The sequence below is a fragment of the Bradyrhizobium sp. Ken51 genome, assembly GCF_055807435.1.
Window position 1 is genome coordinate 15,162 of record NZ_JBVVPB010000021.1, and the last position, 23,625, is coordinate 38,786.

The window sequence follows — 23,625 nt, forward strand, 5'->3', positions numbered from 1 at the left end:
GCATGGGACGTCGGGAGGGCGTGATGGGCGAAGGCGCTCCATGACCGCGCCACCTCACTTTGACTACTTCGGTTGAATCTCTCGAGCAATTCGCCAATTCCGCCGTTGATCCACCCGTCCGTCCCACCAATTTCGGTGGCCTTCTCGGCGGCGCGTGAGCTGCTTCACTTCGCACCAGACCGTTTCGAGCGGTTCGCTTCGGTGCTGGCTGAGCCATCGTGGCGTCCACAGAGCCGCGGGACGCGCATCCGCCGCTCCCAGGAACATTTGCTACGCCGAAACTGTTCGCCGACTACCTTCAAGCTGGTGCCGCGTCAGCGGTTGAGGTGCTTCCCGTGGCAGAGTCCGAGAATCCCCTAAACGCATTGCAGGAGAGCATTCCGGCCGCGGAGGCGCCTGCCATTACCTCACTTCTGTCGTTTCAAATAGGGGTCGTCGTCATAGCGGCACTCTATTTGGCGCGCGAAGTGCTCGTGCCGATCACGGCCGCAATACTTCTTTCGTTCGTGCTGGCCCCACTGGTCGATCTACTCCGAAGGTGGCGACTGGGACGGGTACCTTCTGTGCTGATTGCTGTTTTTGTTGCGATTGCCATCATCGGTGCGATTGGGACGGTGATCGGATCGCAGGTCGCACAATTGGCACCCCGTGCACCCGAATATGCAGGCACGATCGAAAAGAAGATCGAAGCCGCCCGCACCTACCTGGCCGAAAAGGCTTCTGGCCTGCTTCAACGCGTGGGTTACGATGCAACGCCGGTGCAACGGTACCGCAAGGCTCGGCTGGAGCCGAGACCCCGGTCAAGGGTGACCAGCCCGGCTCAAAACCAGCGACGTCGAGCCCGCTCGAGCTACTCCAAAAGTATCTGTCCCCTATCCTGTCGCCGTTCGCAACACTGGGAATTGTCCTCGTGATCTCGATCTTCGTGCTGCTGCAGAAGGAGGATCTGCGCGATCGGATGATCCGGCTGTTCGGTGCCACGGACCTCCATCGGACGACGGTGGCGCTTGACGACGCCGCTCAGCGGCTGAGCCGATACTTCCTCGCTCAACTCGGATTAAATTCGGCGTTCGGTGTAATCATCGGCGCGGGATTGTTCGTCATCGGCGTGCCCAATCCTGTGCTGTGGGGCATTCTTTCCGGGCTACTGCGCTTTGTGCCTTACATCGGCTCGTTCATATCAGCAGGCTTGCCCATCACGCTTGCGACAGCCGTCGATCCGCGATGGTCGATGGCGATCTGGACAGCGGCCCTCTACATCGTAGTCGAACTTGGAGTAAGCCAGGGCATCGAACCGATCCTCTATGGCCACAGCACCGGCCTTTCGCCACTGGCGGTTGTGGTATCTGCTATCTTCTGGAGCTGGCTTTGGGGCTCGATCGGCTTGGTGCTCTCGATGCCGCTTACGCTGTGCCTGGTCGTGCTCGGCAGATATGTTGATCGGCTCGAGTTCCTGGACATCCTGCTTGGAGATCGCCCGCCGCTCACGCCTGTCGAGAGTTTCGTATCAGCGCATTCTGGCGGGAGACGCGGACGAGGCCCGGGATCACGCCGAACTGCTGCTGAAGGAACGATCACTATCTTCCTACTACGACGAAGTCGCTCTAAAAGGTCTGCAGCTGGCCGCTAACGACGCCGAACGTGGCGTGATCGGCCAAAGGCATCTGGAACGTGTGCGGAATACGATAAGTGGGCTCATCCGCGAACTCGCCGAGCACGAGGACCATGATTCCTCCTCGCTGGACACGCAGCCTGCCGGCACGCCCAGAGATCAACGGGGCATCCCCAGCAATGCGGCGCCCGAAGGTGGCCCACAGAGATCCGCGCTTTCCGCCCCATGGCAAGGAGCGGCCCCCGTTCTATGCCTTGCCGGCAAGGGACCGCTCGATGAAGCAGCGTCTGCGATGTTGGCACAACTTCTCGGGAAGCATGGTCTGGGGGCGCGGGTCACGAGGTACAACGCCGCCTCGCGCGAGAGCATCATGTCGCTAGACGTGACAGGTACCGTGATGATCTGCATCTCCTACCTCGATATCCGAGGCAACCCTTCGCACCTGCGCTATCTTCTGCAACGACTGAAGCGAAAAGCTCCAAGCGTATCCGTCCTTGTCGGATTGTGGCCGGCTGAAGATGACGTTCTGAGAGACCGGCAGGTTCAGACTGCCATCTGCGCCGATTACTACGTGACCTCGCTCCGCGAGGCGGTGAATGTGTGTCTATCGGCGGCTCGTAAGGACATGGGACAATGCAGCACTGCCGCCCTGGCGGCATCGCAAGCGCGGTAGAGCGGAGCGTACGGCTTCCTTGGCCTGACCACGTGCGTACCGCAGCTGCTGTGACCCCCTCGTCCCGCAGGTCCAAAAGGCATGCCCCCCGAGGATCTACCGCCATGTCTCCTTGGGCTCGTGATGGCGCTGACCATGGGGCGGCTCTCTGCGGGTCGTCGTCTATGGCGCTGCGCGGCGATTGGGTCATTATCGCTGTAAACGCGGTTGCTTCGTTGGCCGGGGATCGTCCTCGGTGCAAATCCGCAACTGCCATGCGTCCAAGGCGAAGCGGTACAGGAACGATCGTGATTGGACCGATGTTGTCCCGGCTCGCAAGGCGAGGACGACAGAGGCATGACGAAACAATCGGACGTTTCAGAGCGGCAGTCGATCGGTTGGTCCCTGGCGTCCACGTTGGCGCTTCTCGGCCTTGCGCTCATCTCGGATCGCTTGCTGCCGACGCAACAGGATCAGGTGGAGAGCCCATCCATTATTCCCTCCTCGCGTAGGCGAGCAGACGGCGCTGACCAAGAGCGAGGCCGCCAGGCCACAACTCCCTCGGAGATTCCCCTGCGCGGCTGGAAAGACATCCTTCTGCGTGTCTACACGAACATCTCCAACCACCGCATTTTGGCGCTGGCGGCGGGCATGACCTACTACAGCATCTTGGCCATTTTTCCTGCCATCGCCGCTCTAGTAGCGATGTACGGTCTTTTCGCCGATCCTACCAGCATAACGCGGCATCTGGATCAGCTGGGCGGATTTCTTCCCGGCGGAGCGATCGATATTGCTCGCGAGCAACTCACCAAGGTATCCTCGAAGGGTTCGCGCACGCTCGGGATCACCTTCGCCATCGGCCTTGGTACCTCGCTATGGAGCGCCAACGCGGCCATGAAGTCTTTGTTCGACACTTTGAACATCGTCCACGGCGAGGAGGAGAAACGTGGGTTCTTCAAGCTCAATGGCGTCTCATTAGGTTTTACGCTCGGCGGCATTGCGTTCGTCATCGTCGCTCTCGGATCCATCGTCGCTGTGCCCGTTATCCTGGACTATGTCGGCCTGTCCGGCGCAGGCGACCTATTGCTCCGGCTCGGACGGTGGCCAGCAATGTTTCTCATACTGACCCTCGCGCTGGCAGTGATCTATCGCTACGGGCCCAGCCGCGAGACGGCCCGCTGGCGTTGGGTGACCTGGGGCAGTGCGATCGCGGCTCTGCTCTGGATCGCGGTGTCGGGAGCGTTCTCCTGGTACGCGGCAAACTTCGGCAAGTTCAACGAAACCTACGGCTCGCTTGGGGCCATCATCGGCTTCATGACCTGGCTGTGGATCTCCGCCATCGTCATCCTGCTCGGTGCGGAGATCGATGCCGAGATGGAGCATCAGACCGAGCGCGATACCACAACCGGCAGATCCAAGCCGATCGGATCGAGAGGAGCGAAGGTCGCCGACACGGTAGGCGGCGAGCGCTGACAGCAAAAATGGTTCAAGCGCTGCTGCGCGAACTCGTTGAGAAGGTTGGCGGCGCAACCAGCTTTATACGTGCGGGCATGGTCTTTGGACTACTGGCCAACACACCCAGTGCGCAATCCAAAAAGGCCGCTGCAGCCGAGGCTTGTTCGGACAACGTCGACCGGAAGGCGCTTCGGTGCATCGCAGCCTATATTGCTGTCCATTCCTCATCGTGAACTTAAACGCTACGAGGTCGGCATCATACCCAATGGCCTTTCCTGTCCTCAGCGGCATGAACCCGGTCCCTTTCCAATGACCGTGAAGCGGACTATCTCGGTCGAGGCGCTGCCCGACAGTGAACTGTTCGAGATTATTCGGAACAGATCACGCGAACCGTTAGTCGCGCCGAGCTGCGCGCATTTATAGACCGTTCTAGCAATGCGCACTGTCTCAACGCGCAGCCTTTTGGGCACCAATTTGGGGCCGCAACCTTCGGACTTTGAGATGATACAGCCATTTCAGTATCTTGATCGACTGCAATGGCGGAGAGAGTGGGACTCTCATCCGCTATGCCGCAGATACGCTAAAAGCGCCGAAAAACAAGGATTCCGAAGAGGCCCGGCCGAATTTTGTGACCACCGCTGTGTACCACAGCGCCTCCCGATTCGGCCGTCAATCTCGGACGATTTCGAGACCGATTAGGACTGTCCGATTCCACCAAGGCAGCAGAGCGGAATGGCGAAGGACTCCGAAACGAGCCCACGAGCAGGGCCTTAGGCCAGGGGAAGCGGGACGCCCGTTAGCCGCCCTTGCTCGATACGAACCCTTTCGCGGCGAATGGTGGAAAGCGCTTGACCGAGGAAAAGCCGCGCCCTCGACCAGCGCGGCTTTTTGCTGTCGGGCCCTGTCACCAGCGGTGATGGTCCCAGCGGTGCCGCACGACCGGATATGATCCGCGGTACCGGCCGCATTTTCAAGATCAAGGCATGCTTTCGAGGGAGTGAAGGATGGCCGCGGCGGCGGCTGTGATTGCATTTACGCGCATCGCTGACACCGGGGACAGACTTCCGGCACCGCCTCACTTCCCGAACCGTGTCGCCACAAGCGGTGAGTACAGGTTCGAATTCGCGTTCATCCGCTCGCACTCGCGCGACGCGTTCCAGAATGTTTCCACGCACGGCTTCGTAGTGCCGGCGGCCTGCCTCCAAGTGATCGCGAGCGTACTCGGATCAGTGAAAACCCACCTGCCAGTGTTGTGTGGCTTGGCGGGGGGGCCGGGCGAGGACGGCGCCGTCTTACTCGACATCGCGATACTGTCGTTGCCGAGGTAATAGTACCATGTGCTGCCGTCCCACACACGCCACCAGCCCGTCGGCCATCCATCTTTTTTTGTCACTCCGTCTGATGCGAGAACGAGTTCTTTCTGGTATCGAGCCCACTGGTTGAGCTGCGGGTCGCGCACCAGCATTCCACCCTTGAAGGCGCCTCCACCGGTGCGATAAATATTGAACCTGTTCACCGGCATCGTTTGATTGGGTCCAACGGCGGGATCATGGTGGTACAAGTCCACCCCGAGGACGGCAACGACCAGCGATACGTGTAGACCTCCGTCCCAGCTAACCATGATTGGCCCGAGCGCGGTCAGCGCTAGGTCGATATCTTTCGCTGTGGAAGTCGGAACGTCCTTGTGAAGAAAGCTTAAACCCTCGTTTCTCATAAATTTGTTATACGCGTCCCCTCCCAGTCGTTGATGAGTGCCGTCTTCGTTCTCGAGTTCCGGCAACTGCAGCGGACTGGCATAGCCGCCCCCGTAGTATAAGCGCAGCATGCGTGCACATGCCCACCAGCAACCTGTGGGATCATTGGCTTGGCTTACAAAAGGCACGGGCCGCGGCAAGGGCATGATCGACCTCTCACTTTTTCAATGCGCACCCTACGCAGTTAGAACAGGCGCGCCAATGGCTCGCCAACGCCATTGCTGCGGCGCGGTATCGCCACCAACCACCCCACCGCGCGGTCCCCGACCACTGGCAACTTAGCGGAGCGCGCGAGTTCCCACTTTCGGTAATCGCGCCCGTTGACCGTGAGAATCGTCCAGAGGACGCGCTTAATACTGGCGCCTCGGGAGATGCTGGAGAAAACCTTGAGCGAGGCGGCTTCGGCGTCCTGAGCGCCGCATCGGGCGAGGAGGGGATCAGGCTGCTCGGCGCGACACTCCTGACGCGCGCTTTGGTGACCGACATCAATCTCGCGCCAGGAGCTCGCCCGCCTGGCGCGGCAGCACGATCCCTGCTGCGCAATCCTCTACGTGACTGGAGATAGCGCTCACAGGTGGGCGGCGAACGGAGTGCCGCGCAGCGTGATGCAGTCCAAACCATTCGCGCCGGCCCAACTGGTCGAGGCGGTAACCTCCTCAATCATTCAGGGCCCCCTAGCTGACAGGGTCGAGCCGTCAGTCCGCCCATCCGGGCTGCGGCCCAGCGAGCGCGTCTCGATACTAGTTGAACCGGTCCGAGGCTCGCACAGGTTCGAGAAGGATTGCCGCGCACGTCTGTCTAGTTCGGCGGCGGCGGCGCGGCGTTGATCGTCTGGGTCCGCGACTGCCGCCCATGCACTCCACGAGGTAGTCAACGAATACCCGGACGCGAGCAGGCATGTTCGCTCCCCCGAACGAACACGGCCTGGAAGATCTCCTTGTCCCCGGGATTGAACGGTTCGAGAAGCGGGACCAGGCGCCGTTGCGCGATCGCGTCTCCGAGGCTGAAATTGCCCACCCGCGCGATGCCCACGCCGTCGAGCGCCAGCTGGCCCAGCGTCTCGCCACTGTTCGCCTCGATGGCGCCTCGCACCTTCAGGGCGAAGTCGACTCCGTCCCGGCGGAACGGCCAGACCGGCTCTGCGCGGCGAAAACTGAAGTTCAGGCAGTTGTGGTTGTGGAGGTCTTCCGGGATCTCGGGTACGCCCCAGCGCGCCAAGTAGTCCGGCGAGGCGACGATGGTCCGGCCGTTCTCGCTGAGGCGACGCGCAGTGAGCGCGCTGTCGCTCAGCGGACCGCCGCGCACCGCCACATCCGCCTGCCCCGCCGCGACGTCGACGATCGCGTCGCTGAGATCGATGTCGACCACGATGTTCGGATAGCGACGCACGAGATCGCCAAGCAAGGGGACAATGCAAAGACGCCCGTGGGACACCGCAGCGCTGACTCGGACGCGGCGGCGCAGCGAACCTTGGTCGGAGATCGCCTGCTGGGCGAGATCGGCGAGAATTCGGCGGGCCGCGCTGAGATAGGTGCGGCCTTCTCTCTATGGCCGTCAATCTCTCGCCGAAGCAGTTCACCGACAATGAGCTGCTGGGATTTCTCGACGCAGTCCTACGTGAAACAGGCTTAGCTCCCGAGCTGCTGCAGCTTGAGGTGACCGAAAGCATGGTGATGCAGAACTTCATGCAGGCGACTGCGGTCATGCAGGCCATCAGTCGTCGCGGTGTTCGCCTCGCTATTGACGACTTCGGGACGGGCTATTCGTCTCTCTCGTTGGTGAGAAGTTTCCCGATTGACACGATAAAGATCGACCTTGGCTTCGTTGGCGGAATCGGTGAAAGCGCTCAAGATCGCGCTATCTCCGCAGCCATCATCACGCTCGGACGGGCGCTGGGTTTGACCGTAGTTGCCGAAGGCGTGGAGACCGCGGAACAAGACGCTATTCTAAAGGATTTCGACTGTCATGAATTTCAAGGCTTCCTGTTCAGTCGCCCGGTTTCGGCCGAGGAAATTTCGCGGTTGCTGGGGGCCAGCGACAGCCTCACGGAACACGTAACATCTCCCTTCCTCGTCCCGGCAGGCGAGAAAGAAGTGCATTGTGTCTGGCCTACCGGCGTTTGGGATAAGTTCCAGTGACGAAGTTCGCTGATCGCCCTTTGGCTTCGCTCGATGGCGTCAGGCGGGTCGGCCGCGATGCCCTGTCCCGTGCACCCACGATGTGGCGCTGTTAATCGCTTCCAGATGACAGTTCTCAAGATGCTGGTGAGCTATCCGGAAAGGGGTTGGCCTGCGAGTCACACGCTGGCTCGTCCCGGCGTTCGCGGGCCCACATTTAAGGTTTTGATTCGCTCGATTGAACGTGGCGGAGAGAGTGGGACTTCTCTCCACGATTTCGAACTCCGATCTACGATTAACAGTCCGCGCATCAGCGCGTCAGCTGTTCACGATGTGAAGCTCGACCCGCCGGTTCTTGGCTCGGCCCGGCTCATCCGTGTTCGGCGAAAGGGGCTGGGTCTTGCCGAAACCCTGCGTCCGGATCTTGGCGCGCTCGAGATATTTGCGCGTGACGAACCAATCGGCGGCCGCCTTGGCGCGCGCTTCCGACAGGCGCTGATTGTAGTCTGCCGAGCCTGTCGCGTCGGTGTGCCCGTTGATGAGGACATATCTCAGGCGCGGGCCGATTCTCGCCTTGATGTCCGCTGCGGCCTTCTCCAGCGCCGCGTTGGCCTCCGGCTTGATGTTCGATTTGTCGGTATCGAACAAGACGTCGCCGCTGATCCTGATCAGCGAGTCATCATTGGCGGTGACTCGCACGGGGCCGGGATCCGACGTGATGATGTCCAAGCCGTTATCGATCCAGCGGCCGGGCCCTGGATCTGTCATGACCACCCGCCACTTGGCCTTTTCTGTGATCGGCTCGGGCTTGTCGAGCAGCTTGTCCAGCAGCGTGTAAAGGGCCCACAGCCAGGGCCTCGCGTTCTCGCCCGAGAATGCCTGGCCGGCGCCCATGATGTTGCCCGCGAGTGCCGCGTTGGTTGAGCCATAGCAGACCAGCGCGTTCGTGCCGCCCGCGAGCGGGCTTCCCGCGGGCAGATACCGGTCGACATTTGCCGTGTTGAGATTCGCGGCGAGCTGGCAGATCGGCGCCTTCGTCAGCACACCGATGTGGTCGAGCCCGATGGCATGGCCGATCTCGTGAGCAATCACGGGGTGGCTCGGCGGCATGCCGGGGGCGTGGCCGAGAGGGAACGCCCATGGGGTCGCGTCGAACGAGTCGTAAAGAAAGGCGTGGGAGCGAAATACCCCGGGATCGGGCACCCTGCCGGTTGCGGTGATAAAGGCGGCGTTGAGGTTGGTGACCTCGATGGTCCTGTGGGCACCGCTTGCGGGCGAGAAGTCGACCTCTAGTGCACACAGCAGGTTCGGCCGAAAGATCTTGTTCGGAAACTTGTTGAAGAACGGATCCTTTTGGTAGACCTCGTCGAGCCCCGAAAAGGCGGGCGGCGGAACGAGCCAGAACCTGTTATTCCATAGGTTGACCTGCGTCGACGCGCTGTTGACGAACGCAGACCACTGGGCGTCGGTCCACGGCGTCGTGAGGAACGGCTTGTTGTCGGCGTCCAGCTGGACCGGCAGAAATCCCCTCGCCTGTTTGAGGCTGATCTTGAGCTTAATCGTGAGCTTGACGTGTTTGAAGCCGCCAGTCGCCTGGTAGAGGAAGGTGTCGAACGCGGCCGGAACGCTGCCGCCGGTCCTGGAATTTGAGCTGAATGCCGCGCCGACGAGCGGGACAGGTTTGTAGGACGGTGCCATGGGCTCCTCCAACAGAGGTTTCGACCGCAGGATGCGCCTCTTGGTCGCGGCGAAGCGCGACGGCGTTCAATGGACCCGGCGCGTATCTGCAGGCTCGCGGCTGCGGTCGCGATGCGATTCGGCGCTCCGGCGAATGCGCAATCCGCGGCCGAACGACAAAGGTCGAAAACAACCCCATGCATAGTAGATGGCGGCTGCGGGTGCGAGGTGCGCTGCAGCCGGAGAACTATCTGAAGCCTCGGGTGAAATTTCGAAAGCGGGTTACGCTGGGCAGGGGTGGCTCAGACTAGACACCGGAGCGCGTTGCGCGGCGAGCCGCCCGGTTCCGGTCACAATTTCGGAGGTCGGCAGAGATAGGTGCTCACCGCAACGTCGGTGATCCGGGTGGCCTTTGGCGCGCTCTCGATCATGTGTTTGAACAGAAACCAAGCCCGTTTTCCGAATGCGGCTGCCCGCTTATCTAATTTAGACAGCGATGACGCTGCGCGGATCAATCGCATGGTGGAGCTTCGGACGCGGGTTAGCCGCCAAATCTCTTGACAAGCTTTGACCCCTTGGCCGTGCCGATCTGCTGGCTGGTCAAATCGCTGCCTGCACTCAACCCAGGCACCATGAGGTTCTTGACGCGCTGCGCCGCCTGCTTCTCGTTGGAATAATCGATCTCGACATGATCGAGCTCCATCAGATGCCCAAGCTCGTGTGCCCAGGCGCGTCCATTGGCGTGGTCATTGCCATACCACTGGACGAAGCTCGTCGGCTCGGGAGCGCCGTTCGGAAACGAGCCCCCGCCGGCGTTCAGATTTGGAATAGAATTGACGAGGTAGATGTGGACCGCATTGTCGGGGTCATGCCGGGACGCCAGAACACCCAGCAGGACCTCGTCGCTGCTGCGCCGGCTCTTTGCCATGTCCAGCGGCCTTTCCATCACGGAATCACTGATCACGAATGCGATCTTGGCCTTCGACCAGATCGTATTGACGACATCAACCGCCTTCTTGGCCGTGTCGCAATCCCATTGCGCAGGCTCGAGAACGCCTCTATCGGCAAACGGCGTGATATAAACTCTCAGCGGAACGGACATGCGCAAGGCTGCCAAATATTTCAGGGGCCAAAGCTGGCCAAGAGCTTTCGCTAAAGCTATCGATCCGCAGGTCTAACACCGGATTTCACTTCCGCTTGATGTGCCGCCAGCGGAACGCCGATTCTAGGCAAGCCTAGCCCCTTGTACGCTTCAACGAAGCCATCGCACAAGACCAAAAAGTCGTTAAATATCAGCACGTTAAATTACAGCACGCCCCCTATACGCGCCAACCGTGCCCAACGTGCCCGGCACGACAATCGTCTCAGGCCTTTGAACGCATTCACTGAAATGCGCGACAAATTTAGGAATGGATCGGGCTCGAGACTACTCCTAAACGGAGACAAGCGGCCGCCGAGAGCTCATTTTTAAGCATTCTGCGCGGCCACCTCCGTTGACGCTCCCCACTCGGCTGATACTGGACGTTGCGCCATGAGCTTCTGTACGCAAATCAGATTATTCGCCCTTGTCCTCGGCGCCTTGCTGGTCCTGACTGCTGAGCCGGCTTCCGCGACGAAGCGTGTGGCCTTGGTGGTCGGCAATTCCACCTATCAAAACGCACCCCTGCTTCCCAACCCGGCCAACGACGCCTCCGCCATCGCAGCGACGTTGAAAGGCGCAGGGTTTGACGTAGTCGACTCGAGGCTCAATCTCACCGCGACGGACATGAAGCGAGCCCTGAGGGATTTTGCTGATCAAGCACGCGACGCCGACATTGCTCTCGTCTACTACGCAGGCCATGGGATCGAGATCGATGGCACAAACTATCTGATCCCGACCGATGCAAGGCTTGAACGCGATACGGACATTTATGACGAGGCTTTCTCGCTGGACCGTGTGCTGCTGGCGATCGAGCCTGCGAAGCAGCTACGGGTCGTGATCGTCGATGCTTGCCGCAACAATCCTTTTGCCGACACCATGAAGCGAACTGTCGCCTCACGATCGATCAGTCGCGGGCTTGCGAGGGTCGAGCCCACCGTGTCCAATACGCTGATCGCCTTCGCCGCAAAGGCCGGATTGACGGCGCTCGACGGCAATAGCAAGAACAGCCCGTACGCGGCGGCTCTGGTCAAATACATCGCAAAGCCCGGCCTCGACCTGCGCAGGGTCTTCGGCTTTGTCCGCGACGATGTCCTGCAAGCCACAGGAAACCGGCAGGAGCCCTACGTCTACGGCTCGTTGGGAGGCGAGGACGTTGCTCTCGTGCCTAGCGCCAAGAAAGAGGAACCGAAGCCCGCGGCGCAGAATCCCCAGTCCGAGGTCCGCCGTGACTACGAACTGGCGTTGCAACTCAACAACAAGGCCGCCTTGGGCGTATTCCTGAGCCAGCATCCCGAAGGATATTACGCCAGTCTGGCAAAGCTTCAGCTCAACCAGATCGAGGCGGAGGACGCACGGATTGAGGCAACCGAGAAAGCGCGCCAGGCCGAACAGCAGCGCGTTCGGCTGGCTTCCGAAGGCGCCCAGAGCACCGACCAGGAAAGGGCGGCCGCAGACTTGAACGCCGCGGAGAACGCCCGCATTGCCGCCGAAACGACAAAGCAGGTGGCCCAGCAGCAAGCGACTGATGCCGAGCGGAAGCGGGCCGCCTCCGAGGCATCGATCATCGCTGCACTCAGCCCGAGGTCCGCGACCAAGAATTCCGCCGCAGTTGGTTCGCCTCCGGCAGCTAAGTCCGTCCAGAGCGACGCGATCGCTGCCTTGAGCGACGGGCCGCACCAAGTCGATCTCGCTAGGACCGATGTCCCTCAAGCCGAACTGGCCAAGTCGTTACAGAGCGAATTGAGCCGCGTCGGGTGCTTCACGGGTGCCGTCGATGGCGAATGGAATGCGGCTTCCCAGCGATCGCTGAAGCTCTTCAATCGCCAAGCGGGGACCAAATTCGACACCAAGCTCGCCAGCGTCGATGCGCTCGATGCGATCAAGCTCCGGTCGTCGCGGATCTGTCCGATGATCTGCGACCACGGCTACCGAGCCGACGGCGACCAGTGCAGCAAGATCACTTGCGCCGAGGGCTCGTTCCTCAACGACGACAACGAGTGCGAGAAGCAGCGCGCCGCCAAGCCCGCCAAGCCAGCGACCGCCAAGCCTGCGACCGCAAAGCGTGACGACGGCGACGAGCGTCCCGCACGGCAGCGTCGTCAAGCCGGCGGAGAGGCGGCCGGCGGCTTTGGTGGCGCTGCGGGCATTGCTGCTGCGGCTGGCGCCAGCCGCCGCTCGAGTGGCGGACAGCTATTCTGCAACAACAGCGGCTGTCGCGCGGTCAACCGCGGCTGCCATCTCGAATATCGCGGCGGCGGCGGCCCCGGCAACGATGCCAATGCCGAGGTCTGCAACTAGCGCGCCGCAGAAGAGGTGCCCGAAGCGGAGCGATGTGAGTGACAACGTGTGAACTGGAGCAGAAGGATATCGGCACCTTTCCAGGTGTGACCCTCTTCACCAAACGGCAGGCGCCCGGCATGAGGCCGACGGCGGTCTATCTCCCGCCGAAGCACCTCACGAGCGCCACCAAATTCGACGTCGTGCTCTGGCTGCATGGATTCTATGTCAGGGATCATGAATACCTGTTCCGCAATGATCCCGCGCGCTTGCGCGAACAGGTCCGGGATTCCGGCAGGGACGTTGTGCTTATCGCGCCATTTCTGGGCTACGAATATGCCGTCGGCGACAGCTTTGCCGGCAACTACAGCGTCAAGGATCTGGCCTCCGCCAAATGGGGCGAACGCTACCTCGACGAAATACTGGGGGCTCTTGCCAAGTGGCTGGCTCCTGCTCTCGGAACCGGTCCCGGCTTCGGGACCAAGCTTGGCTCGGAGAGCGTACCCCAACTCCGGATCGGTAAGCTCATCATCGCTTGCCATTCTGGCGGGGGGAACGGCATGCGCAATCTGGTCGGAAGCCTCGGAAAATATCAGCCCAACCTGTCGGCTTGCTGGGGATTTGACTGCCTCTATGGCGCGATGGCACATCCCGATGATGCGATTTTCTGGTACCAATGGTTGTCCGCGCAGAGCACCTGCGCACTCGAGGTCGTCTACGGTCCGTCGACGCTTTCGCAATCGGTGAAGCTGGACTTGCTCGGACGCGGACTAGCAACGCCCGATGGCGATCGTGCTCCATCGCCGCGCCCTGCCCTCAAGAACCTCAATGTGAGCGTAGGTCACTATGACGCATTTCCAGCCTTCGGGCAGATGGTCAGGGTCAATGATCTGGATCCAGCTTACGTGGACCGCTTCATGATTCCGCAGGTCGCCGACCAAGTTCCCCTCGGCCACAAGCCCGCGTCGCATCACGGTGAATTCCTCAAAACGGCGATTTCAAACGTTCGCGACGCTTTTCCTTTTCCGAAAGACATTCATTACATGATCGCCAGGAGCGGTTTCTACGGCCGGTTGAGCAAGCTGTAGACTTTGCGGGAACGGCTGCGGCATCGCGGACTAGCCGGCCAACCGGCCACCTGCTAGCTTCCGCCGTGGCCACGCGAGGAGACCTTCGCAGATGACGGGCAGCCCCTTCGACCCGAACACCGCACCGATGGCCGGCAACATGGGGCAGGACCGCGCCGCGATGCGGGCGGACATGAACAAGGTCGCGCTGAAGCTGCACGAAGCCGGCATTCAGCTCTACGGCTTCTATAAAATCCACAACCTTGTGCCGTACTGGAATCCGCTTGGCTTTGACTTCATGTGCGACAACTGGCGGCAATTGCTCGCTGCCGCCGGCAAGGCGCCGCGGCTCGGTTCTGACCAGATCGACATGCCGGGTTATGACCCGTGGCTGAAGGCAGGCGTCAAGAGCGTCGGCTTCACGCAGACCGGAAAAGCTCCTCACGTGCATCTCGACATTGCGATCGACCGGCCCGGGCTGTGCCGGATCTACATTCTGGAGAAAGATGATGAGCGGCGTCTCGACGCGCTGCGACGGGCCCGGGTCGTTACGGCGAGAGACACCGAAGTGTTCAGAAATATCTACCGGCGGGTGGAGGGTCTTGGTGTCGATCTCGACGAGCACATCGGTTCGCACCTGGAGGCAGGACGGCTCGTGCTCGACGGCATCAATTTCGTCGCCAAGGATCACAACCGGCTTCTCGACGTGCTGACGAATCTGAAATATCCCGCCGGCAACAGTGTTTTTTTTCGTGGAGAACGATCCGGCCGCGGTCATTTCGCCGGCAATGCCTCGTTCCTGGCAACCGAGGGCATCGGCTTTCGGCAAATCTGGCAGACATTTCCGGAAGAAAGACCGGTTGCGACGACCGACCCGCGAACCGGGCCGGCGATTGATCCCAAGGCTTCGGCTCGGTTCGGCGATTCGAAGATCCTGCCCGATCTCACCTCGGTGCACTGTGCCGTCGCGAAGCGGATCTGCAACTTTCACATCGACGAGATGGGCTTTGTGGTCAGGGACAGCAAAGGTACCATCATCGTCGACCCGGACGCGTTGCGGCATATTTTTGTCGAACTGCTCTGGAAAACCGACTTGCAGGGCAAGCTGCCCTTCTGGGCGCTCGACAACGTGAATTTCATGATCCCGAGTTCGCCAACCGATTTCTCCCGCGTCGGAGTCAACGTCGACCTCGCGAAGTTCGGGCGTGTCAACATCGCGCTCAACGGCAGCTGCTCGGTTGACGGCAAGATGGAAACATCCGGCACGCTCACGCTTGGTTTCAAGTTCTGAGCCAGTAGAAGGCCCGGGCTTACTTGATGGAATAAAACTTGACGTCCAGCGACCAATTGTTCGACAGCAGTCTTCCGTTGGCGCTGTCCGGCACACGCAACTCGCTGGTCCAGGCCGCCAGGTAGCTCAACGCGTCGGCCTGGCTCTGCAGCTTGCGCGGGAGATCCGGCAAATCGAGCAATTGCACACGCCGCTCGCTGAGGATCGCAACCATGATTGCCGAGCCGGTCGGGGGGGCAACGACATACTCGAAGCCCCGTTGCCGCGCTGTCGGCGTCGGCACGATGAACTGGACGCCGGGCTTGACAAGATTGATGTCGCGTTCGTCCGACTGCTCCACCAACTCGGGAGTCGGAAAGATCTGGGACATGCGTCCTTCCGCATCCACATCGACCAGAATGAGATAGCCCTTTTTCCTGGAAGTTATGCCGAACGATACCTTGCCGCCGACCTCGACCGTCGGACCCGGCAGGATCTCGAGGGACACGTTCGCGGAATTGCTCTGCACCGCACTGGTCTGTCCGCGCGTGACCTGGATGCGCCAAAGCGATGAAGCGATCGCCGGGCTTGCATGCGGGGATTGCGGGGGCAATGGCGCTGAGTGCGCGGGCCCGCCCGTCAACAGGAGCAGCAACGCGAGGTATATTCGCTCGCGGCGGATCGGCTCCGATCGCAACATGGCTCCCCCGGTCAGACTGTCAGGGAGCACTGAAGAAGCCGACCGAGGCGATCCGCGCGTCCGCTGGCAGGTAACGCTCGAGACTCTTGATCAGTTGCCCCGATGCACGACGCCGATTCAGCTGGATCAGGACGGTCTCAAGGTCGGACATGCGCTGCTGCGAGGTCACCGCGACAATCTGCTCGGCGCCAAAAGGCTCGCCCACCCTGAGCGGCAGCCGCAAGCTCGGCGATTTGGCCAACGGCGCATCCGTACCCACGGGATACAACATCTGGATGGTTCCATCGCCTGACACATTGAACAGCAACAGCGCCCTCGCCGCGACGTCGGACAGTTCAACTTCGATGGTCTGGCCGGCGCGCTGCTGTCGATCGTCCGGCCAAATACGCATCGTCTGGGGTGAACGAGTCGCCATTCGCTTGAGCTCGCGGATGGCCGCGGTGCGATCCACGACCGTCGGCAAATTGGCCACCTCCATCCCGTAAGCGACCACATCGCCCCAGGCGATCACGTCATGAGACACGGGGTCCCAGATCAAGTCGGGATTGTCCGTCGGCTGAACCGCCTGCACGGTGACATCCTTGGTGCTCACGCCCGAGAAATAGCTCATCTTGCCGTCGAGCGCCGCCAGGCGGATTGGCGTTGAAAGACGGATGGGCGCCGGTGCGGTGCCGGCGAGCGCGGTGCCGGTCGGAACTGGATTGCTGGGAGCTGAATTGGGCGCGGCGGCAAGGGTTGGCACCGTCGGAGTCTTCGTCGTGGCAACCGGTGCGGGGGGCGCCTTCCCGTCGGCGGGAACCGTTGCCTGAGCAGTGGCGGTTCTCGGAGCCGGCCCTTGAATGAGCACCACCCCGCGCGTCAGTTCGAACGCGACGTCCGTCTCCGGCGTCTGGGCGGGTGACGATATCGTCACGATGTTCTGGCGCTGGTCTGAAAGCTGATAGACGACCTGGCGAACGTTGGCGAAGAGCTCCTTGAGTGTCACCTTGCCATCGTGATTGATGTCCGCGCTGCCCTCTACGGCCCGCGCCACCGCGTAGCTGAGAGCCCCGCGCAGGCCATCGATCCCGGGGATTCGCACTTCCGGGGCCTTGGTATTGCGATCAACGGCGGCCAGGAACGCGGTGTGATCGAGATCGAGCTCGGACTTCGGATCGTTGCTGTCCGACACCGGTTTTAATTCATCGACCAGCAGCGTGTAGCGAGGCACCTGGCGAAAGCTCATCTCCTCAGCCCGTGGATCGATATCGCGCACCATTCCGCCGCCGTGGCAGGTGTCCGCGACGAAAATCACCTTCGCACCGCGCAGTTCGAACTGCCGGATGAAGTGGTTGAACTCGCTCCCCAGAATACGTTCGACCGATCCAGTCGGCGTGGTTTCGAAGCCTGGCAGCAGGAACACGTTCTCCATGCCGTCCGGCTCCGAGCCCTTGATGCGCTCCGGCTCCTGCGTGCCGTGACCAGCGATCGACAGAAAGACGAGATCGTTGTTCCTTGTCCGCTCCACCATCGCGCTGATTTCGCGCAGCACGCTCGCCCTGTCCGCTTGAGCATTGGTCAGCTCGACGATGTCGCCAACCCCCATCGTCTTCAGGCTGGAGACGATATCGGCGGCGTCGGCGACCGCCCCCTTCAGCTTGCGGACGTGTTGATAATCATCAATGCCGATCACGAGCCCACGCACGGCACCGCCATCCGGATTGCCGATCGAAAGCGCTTCCGCCGCCCGAGCATGCTGCAGCGGCAGGCCGATCATCGCGGCGAGCGCGATGGCGACGCACAAGCGGCCGAACCTGTGGTCAAATCCTCTGGAGCTTCGCATCCCTGATCCACCTCGATGTCATGCAGGCCGCCCCGGAACCAGACTGTCGGATCGAGGCGGTAGTTCATAGTCATCTGTAGCGCCGAGGACACCGGGGGTTCAGCGCTTCTTGGTCGCCGGCTTGTTGGTCGCGGCTTTGGCAGCCGTCGATTTGCGCCCCATCGGCGCATCGTCCTCTTGATAGGCGTCCGCCGAGACCGTCGCGTGGTCATCCGCGAAGGCACGGAAACGGACCGGATTATAGCCACGTGCCAGCAGGCTCGCCAACGGATAGACGTTGCGGCAGACGCGTCCATTGCATCCACCGGTCGAGGATTCCATCACCTCCGCCTTGCGATCGGGCGTGAACCGCAGGAATAACATCACATGGGAGCCCGGCTTGTTGAGCGCATCGCCAGGCTTGAGGTCCCAGGGATTCGACACGGGCGTCGCGATCGCCGGGATGGCGGCGGTCGTGTAGTGGACCGAGAGTCCCCAGGCGGCGCTGACGAACGCCGAACAGTCAACGCCCGCCGCGTCCGGCCGCGGCGCGTTCCGGGTGCAGACGTTGCCTGCCAGCGTCCCGCTCTCGATCCGCTGCCGGAAGTTTGCAAGCGAACCGTGGCAGCCCCAGCAATAGGGTACGCCGCGCACCTCCTGGTTCACCTTGCCCTGTAGATACCACGGCCGGCGAATGCGGTTGAAGCCGCTGCACTGGTTATCCGGATCGTTGCCATAGTTCGCCTGCGTCAGCTTCCACTGCACGCCTTCGAATGCGAACGCGGTCTCGATCGCCTGCTGACGATTGGACGGCCGGACCGCGGCAGGCGCGCTGAACTTGACGTCGTGGCCGGGCCGGCCCTCGGGGCCCAGGGCCGGCTTCGCTGAGGTCCGCGACGGCCGCACGTCGATGACCGACACGTTGCCCAGCGGTTTGAAGCCAACGCCAACCACTTCGACACCGTCTGGCTTGGTTCGCAGGAAATAGACATCGCCATCACCCGAGACGGTGACGAACCGCCTTGTCAGCGGGGTGTTCTCGAGCGGCAGTTCGTAGATTCCTTCGAGACGACCGTTCGCGGCATAGCGTGCGACGAAGGTCGAGGCGTTCTTCCCCGACGGCGGGATGTCCTCGGCCAGCACATAGAAGCGGTCGCTGTTGTCAATCTCGAGAAATTCGACCGTGCCGAGCTGGTCGCGCACGCGCAGACCGAGCGCGCCAATGCTCTCGTTCGTGACCATGGTCTGGATCTCGATCCGTACGCTGGAATTGCCCTTGTCCGGGAGGATGTCGGCGATCACCGAGCCCTTGCTGCGGGACGCGATGTATTGCCGATCGGGCTGCCGCCCCTGCCCGATGACGGCCGCGCGCGTGTTCTGGTCGAGTAGGTCGGTTGCGCTGCCTGGCGGCTGCGATCCCATCTGGGCGAAGGCGGAGGCGGCGACCTGATCGTCCACTCCGCGGCTTGAGACCTCCTCGAGCTGGATCTCGTCGCCGAGCCCACGCGTGGACTGGTGAGCCGCTGCCTTCAACGTGCGCACGCCGCCGTCCCAAACCATGATGTCGTCGTTGTGAACGACAAGGTCGGTCGGCTGGACATCCTTCGGCATCTTCAGGACGTCCGGGGCGGAGTTCGGTTGTTTGGGATCGAACTCGAGAATGCGGCCGTTGATCTGGTCGAGCACGAACAGGTTGCCCTGCCCGTCGGCGCTGAGCGCTTGGGGGCCCCCCAGTTCCACGTCCTCGCTGGCGGGAACGATGCCTACCATCGAGGGCGCCGAACCGCCGGCGAAGCTGCGCACGACCGTATCCTCGGCGTGCGCCACGGCGGCGAAAATGCCGGCACCGGCGATGAAGACCCAAGTCCAGCAAAATCGACGAAACATATTCGCCTCAGTGTACCCCGAACCGATCGTCGCGCCGGACCGACTAATCCGAGATGCCGTGAATGCGGCGCGTCAATTAGTGGTGACCAATCTCGATCCCGTTCAATTCTATCACTGGACGGTGATAGTCCGAATTCTTCAGCTTGCGGTGCAAATCCATGACAAGGAATAGATTTGAACAGGTCAACGAAGTCCAGCCCGACGCCATCACGCTGGTCCTGAAAGGCGACAATGACAGCGCCACTGGATCGGTCGTGATGCCGGCCGCTGCAAGCGGCGGGCGGCTGTCAAATGACCAGGTCAGCGCCCCGTTGCCTGCCCAAGATGCCTTTCGCGGCGCGATCCGGCTTGCCAATGACGTCAAGCTCGCGATCGTGGTGTGGGATCCGGACGGCGTCTGGAAGTCCGAATGGGGCGAGCTTTACCAGGCCCTCGACTAATCCATTGCCGGGCGGAACCGGCAGACGTTGCCACGCCATATGGAGACTAGCATGGTGAATGAACCACCGCCCCGGCCTTCGTTCCGGCCGCTGGCCCTGATGGCCGCGTTGATGGTTGCAACCGCTTGGCCGGCACGGGCCAACGACTCGGCTGCCGAATTGTCGATTGGCGGGCTGCAGTTCGTTCGCACCAACGATGTGGCCATGGAGAGCGAGGATCTGCGTATCGCTCTCGACAAGGTCAGCGTTCGGTATCAGTTCGCCAACATCACCAATAAGCCGGTTACGCTGACTGTGGCCTTTCCGCTGCCCGACATCGACCTGTCGGAAGCCGACAATATTGCTCTGCCGTCGAACGACCCGGTGAACTTCGTCGACTTCGAGACCAAGGTCGACGGCAGCCCGGCGCCGCTGACCATCGATCAGCGCGCCATGATCGGCGACAAGGATGTCAGCGCGCAGCTCCGCCAGTTCAAGCTGCCGCTGCTGCCCATCGGCAGCCGGGAGATCCGGGTAGCCGACCTGCCCGCAACAATCCGGACGCGGCTGGTGGACGATGGGCTCTTGATGCCTGCCGGCATGAGCGACAACGGTCGGCAGCAATATGCACCCGGCTGGGTCACCAGGACCTCCGCCGTGCGTCAGCAGGTGTTCCCGCCCGCGCGCACCGTCGTCGTTGAACATCAGTACCGGCCGAGCGTCGGCTCCAGCGCAGACACTATCCTGCGCGCGAGCCTGCGCCGCAGCAGCGCGCTTAGCCCGGAGGTCGCGCGTTATCGGAAGGAATATTGCGTCACGGATGCATTCCTCGCCGAGCTTGATAAGCGCGCAGGCGACGGCCAGGCCAATAGCGCGAAGCTGCAGGAGCGGCGCATATCATACGTGCTGAAGACCGGCGCCAACTGGGCAGGTCCGATCCGATCGTTCAAGCTGACCATCGAAGCCGGCGGCAGCGACCGCCTGGTCAGCTTCTGTCAAGGACGGCTCAAGGCATCGTCTGCGGGGGGCACGCCTGAATATACGGCAGGCGACTTCAAACCGGATACCGACCTGAAGATCCTGGTGATCGGAAAATTCTAATCCGCGATCATATTGGGACGAACTGCCATCGCGCTTTAGCTTGTCGATTGAGCATGATCCCAGCGGAAAACTGCTTCAAACTTTTCCCGGATCATGCTCTGGGCGCGCTGATCAGTTCGTGAGCAACACGTAGCGTGCCGCCGCGGTGATCGCCACATGGTTGCGCTGGGAATCGCTCAACGCCTGCAGGAAGAATGTATCAGCGGCTGTCGGTCGCGGCTGGCGCAACGAGTCAAGAACCTTTGGCGTGGCCACAGCCAGCAGCAGTTGCGGACCGTTCGCGCGCGGTGCCGGGAGTGTGAACGAAAGCGAGTCGATCCCCGGCTTCAAAAGGTAGGACAAGCTCTGCACCTCGCCGCGGTCCGAAACCATGAGCAGCTCCACTACGCGGTTCGCGAAGTTCTCGATGGTGCCATTGAGGGTTTCGCCTCCCTTTAGCTCCGTCGCCGACAAGGTGATGCGCGGCACCCGCGTCTGATCGCTCCCGAGCTGGCTCAGGAACTTGACGGCGGGGCACTGTGCCTCGGTCACCTGCCTGACACCAACTGACGCCTCAAATCCCTGGTCCCGCCTGAAAGCTTTGTCGAACGTATCGAACGGAGCCGTCGAAGCACCAAAACCTTCGATCACCGCGGCGGTCTGACTAACCGCAACCGGCAAGATGAAGAAGCAGTCGCCGCCGGAATATTGGGCCACGTATTTGCGGATGCGGTCGGCTCGAGCCGGCCCATCGCTGGGCTGAGTGGGTGTCCCCGTCGGCGGTGGCGACAGCTTCGCCGTCTCCTGACGTTCGGGCTTTGGCGGGGGTTCAGCCTTCGTCGGCGACATCGTTCCCGCAAGCTTCGGAGGCGGCGGCAAAGTGGGCACGCCGGGCGCCGACCGGACCAGCTCGAATAAAGCATACCCGCCCCCGCCGAGCACAAGCAACACCGCTGCCACGCTCACACCGAGCCAGGGGGTGCGCCGCCTTGGAGCGGTCGATGGCGCCATGTCCTGTCGCACCTGCGCGGCACTTTCGGGCCGCGCCAGCGGATCGAAGCCGGACAACGGTGCGGTGGATGTGCGAGCCAAACCGGTCGGCGTCCAGCTGGCGACTTCCGCCATGGTTGGACGCAACGCCGGATCGGGCTGCAGCATCTGCTCCAGCAAAGGCCTGATGCGCATGTCTACCGCACCGAGATCGGGTACGCGCCGGCGCTTCTCAACCAGCTGAAACTGGCTCCCGCCCATGTCGAGCTTCTGTCCCGTCAGCGCATGAAACAGCACGAGGCCAAAGCTGTAGACGTCGGATTTGGCGGTCACCTCATTGCCGTACAGCCCGACCTGTTCCGGCGACGCGTAATTGTCCTTGCCGGCAAAGCCTGAGCCGATAATAGTCTTTTCACCCATCTGGGTCGATCGCGCGATACCGAAATCGATGATCTTGGCGCGCCTCACATCATCGAGCGGGACGATGATGTTGTCCGGAGAGACGTCGCGATGGATGATGCCATGCTCGTGGGCGGCATCCAGCCCGGACGCGACACGCTGCATCAGCTTCACCAGCGCCTCGAAGGTCAACGGGCCTTCGTCGAGCATGTTCGACAGCGACCGGCCGTTCACGAACTCCATCGCGAGATATGGCCGCTGCAGCACAGGCTCTACCGTGAACAGGAAATAGCGAACGATCGCATCGTGCGGAAGATTGTGGAGTGCCGCCGCCTCGCGCCGGAACAGCGCAAGCGCCGCCTCGTTTTCGACCATGTCGGGCAACAGCATCTTCACGGCAACCGGCGATCCGGTCTGGATCTCACGGCACTTGTAGACCTCGCCCATCCCGCCCGCACCGATCACCGCTTCGATCTCGTAGATGCCGTTGAGCCGGGTGCCGGGCGGCACACCGCGATAGTTCGACCGGAACGGATCGTTGGAGTTCATGCTTGCGGCTCCCGATCCAGGGGCGTTCTCGTCGGCTCCGAGGATCGAGGCGTCAGCAGCCGCACCACTACGATCGTCACGTTGTCGAGCCCTCCTCGGTCCAGAGCCAAAGCAAGCATATCATCGCAAGCCGCCTGCGCGCGCTGCATGGCTGCATACTGCAGGATCTCGTCGTCCTGCACATGCCTGGTCAGGCCGTCGCTGCAGATCACAAAGACATCTTCCGGCTCGGCCGGACCTGTCACGACCTCGAACTCCGGATCGTCGGCGACGCCGACTGCCCGGGTGATCGCATTGCTCGGCCAGTCCTTGACGTCCTCGCGCGACACCGCACCGCCGGCAATCAGTTCCTCCAGCTCGCTGTGATCATGAGACACCTGGTTGATGCCGCTGCGGTTGATCAGGTACACCCGGCTGTCGCCTGCCCATATACAGGCATAATAGCCGTCGCGCACGAGCAGAACCGCCGCCGTGGTGCCGACGGTTGCGCCCTGCCGTTCCCGGCTGAGCGTCAGTATCTCCTGGTTCGCCCGGAACAGCCGCTCCTCGCACTCCGCCAGAAAGTCGGCGGCGGAATCCGTCATGCCTATTGCATCGAGCGACTGCACCACGATGCGGCTCGCGAGATCGCCGGCCTCGTGGCCCCCCATGCCGTCTGCGACCGCCCACATGCCGACATCGGTCCGGACCAGGCAGGAATCTTCGTTACGCGTCCGCACCCGTCCTGCATGGGTGACGCTGCCAACATCGAACAAGGATGCGACTTGTACCATCGCGC

At 61.9% G+C, this 23,625-nt stretch carries 19 protein-coding genes; 10 read left to right on the forward strand and 9 right to left on the reverse strand.

Going from position 1 to position 23,625, the window contains the following annotated elements:
- Positions 1–335 precede the first annotated feature (335 nt).
- From AC0L27_RS28890 to AC0L27_RS28905, 4 genes are all read left to right on the forward strand, one after another.
- A complete protein-coding gene (locus tag AC0L27_RS28890) occupies positions 336–914 on the forward strand; it encodes an AI-2E family transporter (RefSeq protein WP_473321080.1) in 579 nt (192 codons plus the stop codon).
- A complete protein-coding gene (locus AC0L27_RS28895) occupies positions 911–1,630 on the forward strand; it encodes an AI-2E family transporter (RefSeq protein WP_473321082.1) in 720 nt (239 codons plus the stop codon). Before AC0L27_RS28890 ends, AC0L27_RS28895 begins: the two co-directional genes overlap by 4 nt.
- Positions 1,631–2,621: 991 nt before the next feature.
- On the forward strand, positions 2,622–3,737 hold the full coding sequence (locus tag AC0L27_RS28900) for a YihY/virulence factor BrkB family protein (protein WP_473321086.1): 1,116 nt from the start codon (positions 2,622–2,624) through the stop codon (positions 3,735–3,737).
- Positions 3,738–3,745: 8 nt separating this feature from the next.
- Positions 3,746–3,952, forward strand: a complete 207-nt coding sequence (locus tag AC0L27_RS28905; protein WP_473321090.1) for a hypothetical protein — start codon at positions 3,746–3,748, stop codon at positions 3,950–3,952.
- Between the two features lie 842 nt (positions 3,953–4,794).
- Here AC0L27_RS28905 and AC0L27_RS28910 read toward each other — a convergent pair.
- Both AC0L27_RS28910 and AC0L27_RS28915 read right to left on the reverse strand, forming a co-directional pair.
- A complete protein-coding gene (locus AC0L27_RS28910) occupies positions 4,795–5,619 on the reverse strand; it encodes a papain-like cysteine protease family protein (RefSeq protein WP_275170289.1) in 825 nt (274 codons plus the stop codon).
- A gap of 724 nt (positions 5,620–6,343) precedes the next feature.
- Complete coding sequence (locus tag AC0L27_RS28915) at positions 6,344–6,907, reverse strand: LysR substrate-binding domain-containing protein (RefSeq protein WP_473321093.1); 564 nt, start codon at positions 6,905–6,907, stop codon at positions 6,344–6,346.
- 113 nt (positions 6,908–7,020) lie between these two features.
- Between AC0L27_RS28915 and AC0L27_RS28920 the strand changes: the two genes are divergently transcribed.
- The gene (locus AC0L27_RS28920) at positions 7,021–7,611 is read left to right on the forward strand and encodes an EAL domain-containing protein (RefSeq protein WP_473321096.1); all 591 of its coding nucleotides are present in this window, start codon (positions 7,021–7,023) and stop codon (positions 7,609–7,611) included.
- 297 nt (positions 7,612–7,908) lie between these two features.
- On the opposite strand, the gene AC0L27_RS28925 is transcribed toward AC0L27_RS28920, so the two are convergent.
- The gene (locus AC0L27_RS28925; protein WP_473321098.1) at positions 7,909–9,288 is read right to left on the reverse strand and encodes an OmpA family protein; all 1,380 of its coding nucleotides are present in this window, start codon (positions 9,286–9,288) and stop codon (positions 7,909–7,911) included.
- 520 nt (positions 9,289–9,808) lie between these two features.
- A complete protein-coding gene (locus AC0L27_RS28930; protein ID WP_275170286.1) occupies positions 9,809–10,369 on the reverse strand; it encodes a hypothetical protein in 561 nt (186 codons plus the stop codon).
- A gap of 429 nt (positions 10,370–10,798) precedes the next feature.
- Here AC0L27_RS28930 and AC0L27_RS28935 point away from each other — a divergent pair, with 429 nt between their 5' ends.
- The 3 genes from AC0L27_RS28935 (at position 10,799) to AC0L27_RS28945 (ending at position 15,043) form a co-directional block, all read left to right on the forward strand.
- Positions 10,799–12,706: a caspase family protein gene (locus AC0L27_RS28935; protein WP_473321102.1), complete on the forward strand. Its 1,908-nt coding sequence runs from the start codon at positions 10,799–10,801 to the stop codon at positions 12,704–12,706.
- A 38-nt stretch (positions 12,707–12,744) separates the two neighbouring features.
- Entirely contained in the window at positions 12,745–13,773 is a 1,029-nt protein-coding gene (locus tag AC0L27_RS28940) for a hypothetical protein (RefSeq protein ID WP_275170284.1), read from the forward strand.
- A gap of 91 nt (positions 13,774–13,864) precedes the next feature.
- On the forward strand, positions 13,865–15,043 hold the full coding sequence (locus AC0L27_RS28945) for a hypothetical protein (protein WP_275170283.1): 1,179 nt from the start codon (positions 13,865–13,867) through the stop codon (positions 15,041–15,043).
- A gap of 19 nt (positions 15,044–15,062) precedes the next feature.
- Here the strand turns inward: AC0L27_RS28945 and AC0L27_RS28950 are convergent, their stop codons facing one another.
- From AC0L27_RS28950 to AC0L27_RS28960, 3 genes are all read right to left on the reverse strand, one after another.
- A complete protein-coding gene (locus AC0L27_RS28950; protein WP_473321104.1) occupies positions 15,063–15,530 on the reverse strand; it encodes a DUF4384 domain-containing protein in 468 nt (155 codons plus the stop codon).
- A 211-nt stretch (positions 15,531–15,741) separates the two neighbouring features.
- Complete coding sequence (locus AC0L27_RS28955) at positions 15,742–17,505, reverse strand: caspase family protein (RefSeq protein WP_473321106.1); 1,764 nt, start codon at positions 17,503–17,505, stop codon at positions 15,742–15,744.
- 138 nt (positions 17,506–17,643) lie between these two features.
- Positions 17,644–19,410 (reverse strand): NHL repeat-containing protein, encoded by a 1,767-nt coding sequence (locus AC0L27_RS28960; RefSeq protein WP_275170280.1) that lies wholly within the window; start codon positions 19,408–19,410, stop codon positions 17,644–17,646.
- A 158-nt stretch (positions 19,411–19,568) separates the two neighbouring features.
- Between AC0L27_RS28960 and AC0L27_RS28965 the strand changes: the two genes are divergently transcribed.
- A complete protein-coding gene (locus AC0L27_RS28965) occupies positions 19,569–19,850 on the forward strand; it encodes a hypothetical protein (RefSeq protein ID WP_275170279.1) in 282 nt (93 codons plus the stop codon).
- A gap of 51 nt (positions 19,851–19,901) precedes the next feature.
- On the forward strand, positions 19,902–20,930 hold the full coding sequence (locus AC0L27_RS28970) for a DUF4424 domain-containing protein (RefSeq protein ID WP_275170278.1): 1,029 nt from the start codon (positions 19,902–19,904) through the stop codon (positions 20,928–20,930).
- 111 nt (positions 20,931–21,041) lie between these two features.
- Here AC0L27_RS28970 and AC0L27_RS28975 read toward each other — a convergent pair whose 3' ends face one another.
- On the reverse strand, positions 21,042–22,847 hold the full coding sequence (locus tag AC0L27_RS28975) for a serine/threonine-protein kinase (RefSeq protein ID WP_473321110.1): 1,806 nt from the start codon (positions 22,845–22,847) through the stop codon (positions 21,042–21,044).
- A complete protein-coding gene (locus AC0L27_RS28980) occupies positions 22,844–23,620 on the reverse strand; it encodes a PP2C family protein-serine/threonine phosphatase (RefSeq protein WP_473321113.1) in 777 nt (258 codons plus the stop codon). The genes AC0L27_RS28975 and AC0L27_RS28980 overlap by 4 nt, the downstream gene beginning before the upstream one ends.
- Positions 23,621–23,625 lie beyond the last annotated feature (5 nt).

Excerpts from the sequence above, each read along its gene's own strand:
- AC0L27_RS28900 (WP_473321086.1), top strand. The coding sequence starts at position 2,622 with ATGACGAAACAATCGGACGTTTCAGAGCGGCAGTCGATCGGTTGGTCC.
- AC0L27_RS28905 (WP_473321090.1), top strand. The coding sequence starts at position 3,746 with ATGGTTCAAGCGCTGCTGCGCGAACTCGTTGAGAAGGTTGGCGGCGCA.
- AC0L27_RS28910 (WP_275170289.1), bottom strand. The coding sequence starts at position 5,619 with ATGCCCTTGCCGCGGCCCGTGCCTTTTGTAAGCCAAGCCAATGATCCC.
- AC0L27_RS28920 (WP_473321096.1), top strand. The coding sequence starts at position 7,021 with ATGGCCGTCAATCTCTCGCCGAAGCAGTTCACCGACAATGAGCTGCTG.
- AC0L27_RS28925 (WP_473321098.1), bottom strand. The coding sequence starts at position 9,288 with ATGGCACCGTCCTACAAACCTGTCCCGCTCGTCGGCGCGGCATTCAGC.
- AC0L27_RS28930 (WP_275170286.1), bottom strand. The coding sequence starts at position 10,369 with ATGTCCGTTCCGCTGAGAGTTTATATCACGCCGTTTGCCGATAGAGGC.
- AC0L27_RS28935 (WP_473321102.1), top strand. The coding sequence starts at position 10,799 with ATGAGCTTCTGTACGCAAATCAGATTATTCGCCCTTGTCCTCGGCGCC.
- AC0L27_RS28945 (WP_275170283.1), top strand. The coding sequence starts at position 13,865 with ATGACGGGCAGCCCCTTCGACCCGAACACCGCACCGATGGCCGGCAAC.
- AC0L27_RS28960 (WP_275170280.1), bottom strand. The coding sequence starts at position 19,410 with ATGTTTCGTCGATTTTGCTGGACTTGGGTCTTCATCGCCGGTGCCGGC.
- AC0L27_RS28965 (WP_275170279.1), top strand. The coding sequence starts at position 19,569 with ATGACAAGGAATAGATTTGAACAGGTCAACGAAGTCCAGCCCGACGCC.
- AC0L27_RS28970 (WP_275170278.1), top strand. The coding sequence starts at position 19,902 with ATGGTGAATGAACCACCGCCCCGGCCTTCGTTCCGGCCGCTGGCCCTG.
- AC0L27_RS28975 (WP_473321110.1), bottom strand. The coding sequence starts at position 22,847 with ATGAACTCCAACGATCCGTTCCGGTCGAACTATCGCGGTGTGCCGCCC.
- AC0L27_RS28980 (WP_473321113.1), bottom strand. The coding sequence starts at position 23,620 with ATGGTACAAGTCGCATCCTTGTTCGATGTTGGCAGCGTCACCCATGCA.